Annotated in this window: 9 protein-coding genes; 2 read left to right on the plus strand and 7 right to left on the minus strand. The window is 68.4% G+C overall.

Features of this window, described 5'->3' with window-relative positions; genetic code table 11:
- Positions 1-30: 30 nt before the first annotated feature.
- The 4 genes from ACIBVN_RS59455 to ACIBVN_RS59470 all read right to left on the minus strand — a co-directional run bounded on the left by ACIBVN_RS59455 (position 31) and on the right by ACIBVN_RS59470 (position 5,538).
- Positions 31-330: a universal stress protein gene (locus ACIBVN_RS59455; protein WP_397151559.1), complete on the minus strand. Its 300-nt coding sequence runs from the start codon at positions 328-330 to the stop codon at positions 31-33.
- A gap of 666 nt (positions 331-996) precedes the next feature.
- Complete coding sequence (locus tag ACIBVN_RS59460; protein WP_397151561.1) at positions 997-1,854, minus strand: alpha/beta fold hydrolase; 858 nt, start codon at positions 1,852-1,854, stop codon at positions 997-999.
- Between the two features lie 751 nt (positions 1,855-2,605).
- Positions 2,606-5,314: a heavy metal translocating P-type ATPase gene (locus ACIBVN_RS59465; protein ID WP_397151563.1), complete on the minus strand. Its 2,709-nt coding sequence runs from the start codon at positions 5,312-5,314 to the stop codon at positions 2,606-2,608.
- A complete protein-coding gene (locus ACIBVN_RS59470) occupies positions 5,311-5,538 on the minus strand; it encodes a DUF2933 domain-containing protein (RefSeq protein ID WP_397151565.1) in 228 nt (75 codons plus the stop codon). The genes ACIBVN_RS59465 and ACIBVN_RS59470 overlap by 4 nt, the downstream gene beginning before the upstream one ends.
- A 588-nt stretch (positions 5,539-6,126) precedes the next feature.
- Between ACIBVN_RS59470 and ACIBVN_RS59475 the strand changes: the two genes are divergently transcribed.
- Positions 6,127-6,834 carry a DUF305 domain-containing protein gene (locus tag ACIBVN_RS59475; RefSeq protein WP_397151567.1) on the plus strand — a complete coding sequence of 236 codons (708 nt, stop codon included), beginning with the start codon at positions 6,127-6,129 and terminating at the stop codon, positions 6,832-6,834.
- Positions 6,835-7,011: 177 nt separating this feature from the next.
- On the opposite strand, the gene ACIBVN_RS59480 is transcribed toward ACIBVN_RS59475, so the two are convergent.
- On the minus strand, positions 7,012-7,668 hold the full coding sequence (locus ACIBVN_RS59480) for a CBS domain-containing protein (protein WP_397151569.1): 657 nt from the start codon (positions 7,666-7,668) through the stop codon (positions 7,012-7,014).
- A 97-nt stretch (positions 7,669-7,765) separates the two neighbouring features.
- Positions 7,766-8,608 (minus strand): universal stress protein, encoded by an 843-nt coding sequence (locus ACIBVN_RS59485; RefSeq protein WP_397151571.1) that lies wholly within the window; start codon positions 8,606-8,608, stop codon positions 7,766-7,768.
- Between the two features lie 153 nt (positions 8,609-8,761).
- Between ACIBVN_RS59485 and ACIBVN_RS59490 the strand changes: the two genes are divergently transcribed.
- Complete coding sequence (locus tag ACIBVN_RS59490; RefSeq protein ID WP_397151573.1) at positions 8,762-9,418, plus strand: pyridoxamine 5'-phosphate oxidase family protein; 657 nt, start codon at positions 8,762-8,764, stop codon at positions 9,416-9,418.
- Positions 9,419-9,646: 228 nt separating this feature from the next.
- Here ACIBVN_RS59490 and ACIBVN_RS59495 read toward each other — a convergent pair whose 3' ends face one another.
- Entirely contained in the window at positions 9,647-10,921 is a 1,275-nt protein-coding gene (locus ACIBVN_RS59495) for a WD40 repeat domain-containing protein (protein ID WP_397151575.1), read from the minus strand.
- Between the last annotated feature and the right edge of the window lie 394 nt (positions 10,922-11,315).

Genomic DNA, 11,315 nt, shown 5'->3' on the forward strand with positions numbered 1-11,315 from the left:
CTTCATGATCTCGCCTCGCCACCACGACGTTCACACCTGACCGCCACCACACCAGCCCGTTCTACCTGCGGAAACAGGATGGAACTCTCTCAATGCTGGGGCGAGGGCGGCCGCGCGTTCGGCCGCGTCGGCGAGCAGCGCCCGGCAGCGCTTGGTCAGCGTCTCCTCGTCGCCGGATGCGGTGAGCGGGTGCTCGGCCAACCAGGGTTCGCGCACATGGACGATCCGTAGCGGTAGACCTCTGCGGTCGGCGTCTCCGGTTGCCCAGGCGAGCGCGGACCACGCCGTCCGCGACCCGTCGATCCCGACGACGATCGTTCTGTCCATCATCGACCTCCTTGGAAGGCTCCGGGCGCGGGCGGGTGCCCCGTCCCCCTTCTGCGGTCCCGATTTCCCATGACTCCAGTGCACCCCCCACAGGCACTCACCCACAGAGGACGAAGTCCCACATCAATGGGGACCATCGGCACTCCCCACAGCTCTGCGCCCCATGCAACCCCCATGGTCCGCCACAGCAGAACGAGCACCGCGACAGGCCACCGCAGCACGCGCTCACTCAGCACGACCGGCAATGCGCCGACGGTCCACGCGATGTGGGAAGCACCGCCCGCAGCGCGTACGCCCGCACCAAACCGAGGAACGTGCCTTCCACGGCATCGGCCAGGACGAGCACCAGGGCTTGCGTCAGCGGCCCGAAGCCCGGCATTCCTCACCCGGGCGGCGGCCACCCGAGTCCCTACCACCGCTGGCACGGTAAACCCGGCGATCTCCCCCAGCGTGACCGCTCTTGTCCAGTGCCACCACGCCCTTGGATTCCTCTGGCGGGGTAGCCGTGGTTTCAACCGAGTGACGACAGGTGCAGGTTTCCAGCTGACAGCCGCCTCCTGCCTTCCCCCCTCCGGTGCACCACTACCGATTGAATACCGTCCCCGCAGGAGCGCCGCCGCGTGAGAGACGAGCCGGGTAGCGCCCTCCCGACAACGTGGCCGCCGCGCGTCAAGTGAGAAAGCGGCAGATCTCGGTGGCGACTCGTTCGGGGTGGCCGCGGTAGGCGGCATTGCAGGTGGCGCTGTGGTCGAGGCCCTCCAGGGCCACCCGCCGGGCATGGGGCAGCAGCCACTCCAGCGCGGTGAGCGCGGACCTCAGGTGGGCCGGGCTGCGCGTGCCGCCGAGTAGAAGCACCTCTGCCTCCACCGACCGGTAGGCATCCAGATCGCACGCCGTCTCCGCCACCACCTGAGCGTCGTAGTGCAGCGTCGGCGCCAGTTCCCGGAACGTCGGCTCCCCGTCCGCAGCGGCCTTCTCCTGACTTTTCAGCATCTTGGCCGTGAGTAGCTCCAGCAGCGCCCGTGGCATGAGGCTTAAGAACGGCGGTCCCAGCCTCGTGCCCCTCATGCCCGTGACCAGCGCGGCCGGGAGCCGTCCCGCCGCGATCTCCCGGTCGAAGCGGGGCAGCCAGTCGGACGGGTAGGTGCCGCCGAGATCCAGCGGCGGCTCGAAGAGCACGGCCTTGCGCAGGCCGGGTCGCACGAGCGCGGTGCGCAGTGTGATGATGGCGCCCGAGCTGACGCCGACGGCGTAGGGCGCTCCCGTCGCCTCGAGCAGCCCGTCGAGGTCCTCCACCTCCCGCTCGAGGCCGTAGTTCGGGCCGCAGGGGCCGCTGTAGCCCCGGCCTCTGCGGTCGGGCACGTAGCACGTGAAGTCGCCGGCGAGGGCCTGGGCCAGCTCGATGTTGCTGTGGCCGGTCTGCATGGCTCCGTGCAGGAGCACCAGCCCGGGACCGCGGCCGAGCCGCTGGTAGGCGATCGTGGTGCCGTCTTTCGACGTCACGGCGTCGAGAGTAGTCGTGGTCATTTTGGCTCCCCATGGTTGGTTGCACGAAGGGGAACCCGGCTATTGTCGCGAGGGATTCTCGCGTGTCCGGGTCCGCGCTTCGGGGTCCTTTCGGGACGAAGGTCTCTCTGTGGCGGTGTTGCAGCACCGCCGCAGGTCTTCGATCGGCCACCGCGGTATCGACCGGTCCCTCGGCCTCTTCACCCGTCCCGCGGTCAGCCTCCGCGCAGTGCGCCGATGCTCAGCACGTTGTGCTGTCCCGGGTCATGGCCAGGTCCGGTCGCGGACCTCGGGCGCGTGGTCATCATGTTCTCGATGATTTCCGCCACCGAACGTGCGGCCTAGGGACCTTGGTCCCCACCCGTGGGGTCCAAGCTCACAGAGGGATCTGCCAGCGCCAGCCGGGTTCCTCCCTGTTCCGGGCTCTCCAACCGAGCGGTGCGTTCCTCGATCTTGCGCCGGCCGCTATGGCGTCATGACATGCGCCCCTGAGGGCGGAACGCCCCGGCCAATCAGGGTCGAAGTGCCCTACCACCTGTTCGTGGTCGGCATGGAGGGTGAAGAAGGGGAAGCCCCGTGGGGCGGTGGGCACGGTGATGTACGGAGATGGCGGCGGCTGGGGCTGGATGGTCTTCATGCCGTTGTTGTGGATCGTGTTGATCGGTCTCGTCGTGTGGGGTTGTCATCGAACTTGTAGCGTCGCACGATGCGCATCATCCACTCCACCATCACATGCCTCCCTCAAGGCGGCGGGGCGTCAACGGCCACCAGGTCACCCATGGTGTGCGCGCGCCAGTGGCCCCTGGGCGGTAAAGGCGTTGCGGCAGCGGATGGAGCAGAACCAGTAGGTGGTGCCGTCGCGTTCGAGACAGGCGGCAGCGGTGGCGGGGTCGACGAGCATGCCGCAGACCGGGTCGACAGCTTCCTCTGGTTCGATGCTTCTTTCCACATTGATGGGCAGGTCGGTGGGCGGTTGCGGCGCTGATGTCAGGATCGGCGGGGTGAAGCGGCGTAGCCGGTTGGCGTTGCCGACCACCGACAGCGAGGACAGGGCCATCGCGGCGGCCGCGATAATCGGGGACAGCCGCAGTCCCAGGAACGGGTACAGGATCCCGGCGGCGATGGGGATGCCGACGGTGTTGTAGACGAAGGCCAAGAACAGGTTCTGGCGGATGTTGCGCATGGTGGCGCGGGAGAGCCGGATGGTGGTGACGATCCCTTCGAGGGCGCCGGAGATGAGGGTGATGTCGGAGGCTTCGATGGCCACGTCGGTGCCGGTGCCGATGGCGAAGCCGACGTCGGCCTGGGCTAGGGCGGGGGCGTCGTTGATGCCGTCGCCGACCATGCCGACGCGCCGGTCCTCGCCTTGGAGCCGGGCGATCTCGGCGGCCTTATGCTCGGGCAGCACTTCTGCCAGCACGCGTGTGATGCCGACCTGGCGGGCGATGGCCTCACCGGTGCGTCGGTTGTCCCCGGTGATCATCACGACCTGCAGGCCCAGCTGCCGCAGCGCAGCTACGGCGTCGCGGGAGTCGTCCTTGACGGTGTCGGCCACACCCAGCACCCCGGCGGGCTGCCCGTCCACTGCGACCATGATGGGCGTACGTCCCTGCTCGGCGAGCCGGTCGGTCGCCTCCCGCAGAGCCGTCACCTCCACTCCGGCGCCCTCCAGCAAGCGGTGGCCGCCAACGAGTACCTGATGTCCCTCGACGGTGGCCGAGACACCCTTGCCGGTCTGCGAATCGAACGCCGACGCCTCGACCCGAGGCAGGCCGCGTCCAGCCGCGCCGGCGAGGACGGCTCCTCCGAGCGGGTGCTCGGAGGAGCGCTCGGCGCCGGCCGCGAGCCGGAGCAGGTCATCGGCCGGCAGGGGCCCGGTGGGTAGCACGTCGGTGAGCGCGGGCCGGCCGCGGGTGATGGTGCCGGTCTTGTCCAGCACGATCGTCTCCAGCTTGTGCGCGCTCTCCAGAGCGGCGGCGTCGCGGATCAGGATGCCGGCGCGGGCGCCCTTGCCGGTGCCCACCATGATGGACAGCGGGGTGGCGAGGCCGAGCGCGCACGGGCAGGCGATGATGAGTACCGCGACCGCCGCGACTAGGGCGAGCGTGAAGGCGGGCGGCGGCCCGGCGACGTACCAGACCGCGAAGGTCACCACGGCGATGGCCATGACCGCCGGGACGAAGTAGCCGGACACCAGGTCGGCCAGGCGCTGGATGGGCGCCCTGGACGCCTGCGCCGCCCGAACGAGGTGGATGATCTGGGCCAGCACGGTCTGGGTGCCGACCTTCTCGGCGCGGAAGGTGAAGGCGCCGGTCTGGTTGACGGTCGCGCCCACCACCTGGTCACCGGGTTCCTTTTCCACCGGGATCGACTCGCCGGTGACCATGGACTCGTCCAACGTGGAGCGGCCGTCGATGACCACGCCGTCCACCGGGACTTTCTCGCCGGGCCGGACGATCACCAGATCGCCGGGGACCACCTCGGCGATCGGGACCTCGATCTCGCTGTCGTCGCGGCGTACCCGTGCGGTCCTGGCCTGCAGGCCGATCAACTCGCGGATCGCCTGCCCGGTTCCAGCCTTGGCGCGGGCCTCCAGCAGGCGGCCGAGCAGGATCAGCGTCAGGATGACGCCGACGGCCTCGTAGTACACATCCCGCAACTCCGCCGGCAGTAGTCCAGGGGCGAGGGTGACCAGCAGGCTGTAGAAGTAGGCGGCGCACGTGCCAAGCGTGATCAGCGCGTTCATCTCCGCCGCCCGGTGGCGCAGGCTCAGCCAGCCCACCCGGTGGATCGGCCAGCCGGTGTAGAACATCACCGGCGTGATCAGCACGAGCTGCACCCACCGGTTAAGCAGCAGATCCGGCACCCAGGCAGCGCCGAAGAACTCGTGCGCCATCACCGCCAGCGCCACCGGCGCGGTCAGTACCGCCCCGGCCAGCACCCGCCACGACAGATCCCGGATCTCCGCCCGCCGCTCCGCCGCCTCGGCATCGCCCTCGTCTGCCCCGAACTGTGAACCGGGTGTATCCGGACGGTCCTGGCTGGAGGCGGGTTCGCCGTGGTGACCGTTCGCGGCGGCCTTATCAGCCTGGATCTGCCCGTCCGGGCCTGGTTCGACGATCAGGCGGCCGCGCACCATGTTCATACCGCACGCGAAGCCATACTCGCCCGCCTTGGACGGCGTCAGCACCACGGCGGTGCGCTGAAAGGCGGGCAACGCCTGGTCGATCCCAAAATCGGGAAACACCACGTGCGAGGTGCACTCGCCGCCTTCGCGCCGGTCGAAGACCAGCCGAAGCGGCACGCCCTGGCGGACACGGACGACGTCCGGCACGTAGCCGCCCTTGACAGTGATCTCGACCTCTTGGGCCCCGTCCCCCAGCTCGGCGAGCCGGCCCTTTCTCGGTCCGAAGAAGTACCAGGCGAGAAAGGCGATCGCCGCTGTGGAGACGGCGATGATCAACCAGTCGCTCGCGGTCACGAGGCATCGGGTCCCTTCGGGCCCCGCACCTGGCCACGCTCGGCCACGCGGTCATCGCGCTCGGTGTGGTCAGCGCCCATGGACCGCATCATCCACAGCATGATCACCGGGCACACCAGGAAGACCGCCGCGAGCAGAACCGTGTAAACAGGCGCGCCGGCCCACACAGCCAGGACTGCGGCCGCGACCGCGACGGCGGCCAGCACCACGTGTTGCTTCATCATGACGTCCTCCCGATCTTTCTGGCATCGGAAAGGGAAGCTCATCGTCAAGTCTGTCCCGCTGGTGGCCCCGGCAGAAACGGCACAAGGTACCGAGCACTAGGGTCTAAGGTCCTCCGTCACAGGCGCGGGAGGACCGATAGGGACGTCGGACGATCTCCCGCGTGCGGTGGCTGCGGGAAGTGCCGCACCGCCGGGAACGCTGGAGCCCGATCCTGTCTCGCGAGACAGACAACCTGTTGACCAGCGCACATGGCCCCATGCGGCCTGGCAGGCATGGACCGGGTCTCGGACTCTGAACCAGCCTGCTCGCCGCGCTGACGCGATCGGCGGGCCGGTGCATGGTTTCTTCGGTAAAAGTTCACAGGGGCCGTGTGCGGGTCTGAGGATCGCGTCCGGACCGAGCAGGTCATCCATTCAGCAGGCCTAGGTGGAGCACGCAAGGAAGACCGGCTGCCCGATCAACGGATGGCCAGCCAGGACTGTCGCCGCAGGTGACGCGGGTAGTGAGAGCCGCTCTGGGGTAGGTGAGCCGGTCAACCACGTCTCTACACGCAGGTTGATGGCCTACGATCGGGGGTTCGAAAAGCCATGATGATCACCTCGGCGACCACTCGCGGTATCTCGCTGGCCACATCTTTGGCAGCGGGAACGGCCATTCTCGCCGCATGTGGCAGCGTAACGGCGGGCCAGGACATGTCCGCCCTGCCCAAGGCCGCTCCAGCCATGACGGCAATAAGCGCTCAGCCTAGCCCCGACGTCAACGAGGCGGACGTGAGGTTCGCACAGATGATGATCCGGCACCACCAGCAGGCGATCGAGATGGCCGAACTGGCCGAGAAGCGGGCCTCTGACAAGGAGGTCAAAGAGCTGGCAGAGAAGATCAAGGCCGCTCAGGAGCCGGAGATCGAAACGATGAAGGACTGGCTGCAGGACTGGGGCAGGCCCATGCCTACCGATGGAATGGGACCTGACATGCCGGGCCCCATGCCCACTGACGGACGTGGCCCCATGCCCACTGACGGACGTGGCCCCATGCCCACCGATGAAATGGGGCGTGGCATGCCGGGCTCGATGTCCGACGAGGACATGCGGAGATTGGAGGCGACGACGGGCTCCGTCTTCGACAAGGAATTCCTTCGGATGATGATTGCTCACCACCAGGGCGCGATCGCCATGGCCCGCACCGAGCAGCAACGGGGACGGAACCCCCAGGCGAAGCAACTAGCCGGCAAGATCGTGACCGATCAGCGGACGGAAGTGGAACGGATGCAAAAGACCCTCGATCGGCTTCAATAGCGCGACGAACTCGACGTAAGCGGGATGATGAGTGCTCCACTCGAGCACGGACCGGCACGACCCTGACACCAGCTCCCGCGTTGCAGAACGTTTTAGCCCGGCATCGTCGTGCCGAATCTGACGCCTTGGACGATCCCGTGTGACGTCGATCCGCCATGTCGCGTCCACGAGAGCCTCCTACATCCCCGAGGGGACGATGAGGAGGTCATCCTTGTCGAAGGTCACCGCGGACTTGACGTCCACAACGCCCTCGATCACCCGGATCCGTTCCGTCAAGGCGACGGCCTGTGATTTCCACTCGACCCTGCCGCTGATTCTCACCACGCCCTGGTCGATCTCGATCGTGAACGCCTCGGGATTCGGAAGCACGGCCCTGATGTCCGCATCCACCTCCTCGGCCGGACGGGTGAAGACGCGCAACACATCATGCCGGTGCAGGGTGCCGATGATCCGTCCAGAGACTACGTCGATCACGGGCAGCTGCTTGATGCGCTTGGCGTGCATCAGCCGGGCCGCGTCCCGTACCGGGGTGCCCGGCGTGATGGTGATCGCCGGTGACGTCATGAGCTGAGCCGCCGTCACCCCGGCGGCCTTCTGGTGCTCCAGCCGCCGCCTGCGGGACTCGAATATCGGCACGCTGTACCGTGCCGTGTCGGTCTCCTTGAGCAGCAGGTCGTCCTCGGAGACCACACCCACCGGCCGCCGGTCCGCGTCGATTACGGTGACCGCGCCCACCCCGAACCGCTTCATCGCCTCCACGATCTCCGCGAACGAGGCGTCCTTCAGCACGGCGATGGCCACGCGGCCCATGATGTCCTTGACTTCGATCGACATGAATTCCACCTCCACTTTCACGGTGCCCCGAGCGCGGCCTCGCCCAGCAGTGGCCAATGTCCCCGATGCCGGTGACCAAGGTCATGACCGGCGGTGGTTACGCGCGGACGACCGCCACTGGGCAGTGGGCGTGGTGCAGGACGCCCCGGCTGACGGAGCCGAGCACCATCGAGCCCAGCGCGCCGCGGCCGTGTGAACCCACCACCAGCAGGTCCGCTCGTTCCGACGCGTCGGTGAGCGCGTTCATCGGATCCGCGGACTGGACGTCCTCGACCAGCTTCACTGCCGGGTAGTCCCTGCTGAAGATGGCCAGCCGGTCGCTGACGGACTGATGCTGCGCCGTACGGACCTCGTCCATGTCGTAGGAGGCCTCCGGAGCGAAAGCGTGCACCGGCACCTGCCAGGCATGCAGCACCCGCAGCGCGCTCCCTCGGAGCTTCGCCTGCTCGAAGGCGTAGGCCAGCGCGGGCTCGCACTCCGGCGAGTCGTCCACCCCGACCACGACCTCTCCATACGTCGGCCGATGCTCGCCTCGAACCACCACCACGGGACAGCGCACGTGGCCGGCCACGTGCATACTGACCGAGCCAAGCAGCGCGCTGGCGAACCCGCCCCGCCCGCGGCTGCCGACCACGACCTCGGTGGCGTCCTCGGCCTGCTCGCGCAGAACCTCGGCAGGCGCACCCTCGATGTCCCGCGTCTCGACCTCGACAGCAGGCTGGCGCTCGCGCACCAGTGCCTCGGCCTCACGCAGGATCCGCTGCCCCTCGCGCAGCAGCAGATCCGGCATGGCAGGGGTGGGGTGTTTGCTGATCTGGTACGGCGAGCGGTCCACGGCGTGCACGATGCGCAGCGGCACCCGCATGCGGAACGCGTCGTTGGCTGCCCACTCCACCGCGGCTCGCGCGGCCACGGAGCCGTCCACTCCTACGATGATCATGGCGTGTCCTCCTTCGTCACCTCCATCGGACCGCGCTTGCCCCGGTTTCCAGCAGGGCCGGAGGTCGGCCGCGTCAGGGACGAAGGGCCCTGCCTGCTCTCGAAACACCTGGGTAGTTTCATGAGCACTATCAGCCAAGGGAAGGACACACCCATGACCGGCAGTGGTGACTTCGGACGTCGCATCAGCTATCACCGAGACCGGCTCGGCCTCACCCTCGAGCAGGTCGCCGACCGGGCGAACATGTCCACCGGATACGTCCAGTACCTGGAAAGCCATCTGGACATGCCCGACATGGGTACGGTGACTCGCCTGGCCGCCGCTCTGGAGACCACGGTCCAGGACCTGCTGGGCGGCGGGCGCGATCGCCCGCCGGGCCCCGGTCCCGCCGCGGCCCATCCCGTCCTGGAGGTTCTCGAGCCCGAGGAGTGCCTGCGGCTGGTCGCGCCTGGCGGCATCGGCAGGGTGGCGTTCAACAGCCCAGACGGGCCCACTGTGCTGCCCGTGAACTACAAGCTGCATGAGGGTGCCATCGTCTTCCGCACGGCTCACGGCGGTCCCATGGACCAGGACCTGCGCACCGGCGTGGAAGGGGTGGAGATCAAGATCGGCTTCCAGGTGGATCGGATCGACGAGGCCCAGCGGGCGGGCTGGAGCGTACTCATCCAGGGCCCCGCCCATCACGTACCGGAGGACGAGGTGCAAAAGGTAGCCAACGCCGGCGTCACCCCGTGGGCGGGCGGCGAGCGTCACCTGTACGTCCGCATCGTCCCGCACCAGATCACCGGCCGCCGAATCCACGGCCTCTGAGAATTCTGCTATCTGACGTGGCATGTCGCGGTGCTGCGGTGGCACTCGGCGCGGCTACGGGAGGCTTTCACCGCCGGCCGCGCAAGAGGATCCGTTCGCCACGGCAGCGTCTCAACCCAGGTCAGCAGGGCCTCCTCGTGCTCGTCCACCTGCGCAAGGACGAAACGCTCAGCTCGTAGCCGGGCTCGCGATCGTTGAGGGTGGTAGTGAACGCCATGGCACGACGCGTCACGCATGACCGGGTTCCCCAGGTGCGAGGTGGTGGCCGAACATGACGAACGCACCGCCGCTGTCGTCGTAGGTGTTGGGCACCACACGGTGTTCGGCGCCGAGCAGGTGCCCGAGGTCCTCGCGGAACAGGACGGCTTCGATGAGCCCGCGGTCACGGGCGTCCCCAGTGCGGGCGAACCACAGCCCGACGATCTCGCCGTCGCTCGTGCGCACCCGAGCGAAGTTGCCGCCGCCGCCCTGCGGTGGTGCCGGCCCTGGACGCTGCCCGGCGACCAGGTCGTGTTCGTCGAGCGGCGCCGAGATGAGCACGCAGCCGTCGTTGCCGGCGCTGGCCACCCGGGTCTTCCCGTCCGGGCAGGCGATGCTGGTAACGGCGTTGATCGTCGCGCCGCCCAGCCTCGGATCGCCGAATGCTGGCCCGTGCCGGTTGAACACCGCGCTGAGCGCGGCGGGGTCCTGTGGATCCCACAGCTGCACCCCGCACTCGTGGTGGTCGCGAAACGCCGCAGCGATCACTGTCTGCTGACCGAGCTGAACTGGCGCGAGTACCTCGAAGGGCGTGTCCAGCTCACCCCGGGCGGTGCGCTCACCGGTCTTCAGGTCCCACACCTCGACCCCGCGGCGGGCTGTGATCGCGAGCCGGGTGTCGAATGCGGTCAGCACGCCACGACCGAGCACACCGAGCGAGAAACTCCGCTGGCGCCAGACGTTCCCGGCCGGCTCCCACATCTCAAGCGCACCGCCGTACCTGGCAGCGACGAAGCCGGCCGTCTCGTCGTCGAAGCGGACGCCAGCCAGCCGATAGACCTGGTCACCGATGTGGCCCTTGGGATGTGGCGGCTGCGGGAAGCTGAACACCTCCCGCCCGCTCGCCGGGTCGATCACTGTGACCGCTGTGACGCCGGCGAGCACGATCAGCTGTGGCTCGCTCGGAATGACCGCCAGCGCCGACGTACCGGTGTCGAGGAGCCGCCGTGGTACGTAGCCCGGCTGACCGATACGGCGCGGGTCCCACAGGGTGACGCCGTCGGAGCCGCAGCATGCCAGCGCCCAGCCGTCGGCGCCCAGGTTGACCGCAGCCAGGTCCGACACGGTGACGCCGTCGACGGTGACCGGTTCAGTGAGACGCTCGCCGGTCTGACCGTCCCACAGCAGTACGCCGCCCTGGGTATCGCCGCTGGCCAGCAGCACCCCGTCGGCGGTCGGCACGGTGGCGAGGCGGTACACGATCGAGCTGTGACCGCGCAGCTCGCGCTCGCCGCTTGGGCGCATCGTGCTGCTCGGGTCCGGGCGTTGCGGCGGTGGCGCCGAAGACCGACGCCGCCGGAACGGGTTGGGCAGTTTCATGCCCGCTTCCTAACATGCTTCGGCGGGACCGGTCCCGGATGTACTACTCCGCGTTGCCGTCTGGGTGGTCGATCTGCTCAGGCACTACCTGGGGCTGTGCTGTCTCAGGAATGGAATCTCTGTCGCACCTCGGTGGGTGTCCGTCTTCAGGATCGTCGCGGGGGTCGTGTACGGGTAGGGCCGAAGGTGCCTGGTCATCGAGATTTCCGGCCGATCCGCCGGGCCAGGTCGCACAGCGGCGGGGTCAAGGCGGCCGCGGCGAGTGCCATGGCCCAGCCCAGCGGGGGGATCGTGGTGAGGGCGAGCAGCTCGCCCAGCG

The sequence above is a fragment of the Nonomuraea sp. NPDC049400 genome (assembly GCF_044466425.1).
Lineage (GTDB): Bacteria > Actinomycetota > Actinomycetes > Streptosporangiales > Streptosporangiaceae > Nonomuraea.

What these genes read in the sequence shown, in the direction of transcription:
- ACIBVN_RS59460 (WP_397151561.1), bottom strand. Translation starts at nt 1,854, where the DNA reads ATGACCACGACTACTCTCGACGCCGTGACGTCGAAAGACGGCACCACG.
- ACIBVN_RS59475 (WP_397151567.1), top strand. Translation starts at nt 6,127, where the DNA reads ATGATGATCACCTCGGCGACCACTCGCGGTATCTCGCTGGCCACATCT.
- ACIBVN_RS59480 (WP_397151569.1), bottom strand. Translation starts at nt 7,668, where the DNA reads ATGTCGATCGAAGTCAAGGACATCATGGGCCGCGTGGCCATCGCCGTG.
- ACIBVN_RS59470 (WP_397151565.1), bottom strand. Translation starts at nt 5,538, where the DNA reads ATGATGAAGCAACACGTGGTGCTGGCCGCCGTCGCGGTCGCGGCCGCA.
- ACIBVN_RS59485 (WP_397151571.1), bottom strand. Translation starts at nt 8,608, where the DNA reads ATGATCATCGTAGGAGTGGACGGCTCCGTGGCCGCGCGAGCCGCGGTG.
- ACIBVN_RS59455 (WP_397151559.1), bottom strand. Translation starts at nt 330, where the DNA reads ATGATGGACAGAACGATCGTCGTCGGGATCGACGGGTCGCGGACGGCG.
- ACIBVN_RS59490 (WP_397151573.1), top strand. Translation starts at nt 8,762, where the DNA reads ATGACCGGCAGTGGTGACTTCGGACGTCGCATCAGCTATCACCGAGAC.
- ACIBVN_RS59495 (WP_397151575.1), bottom strand. Translation starts at nt 10,921, where the DNA reads ATGCGCCCAAGCGGCGAGCGCGAGCTGCGCGGTCACAGCTCGATCGTG.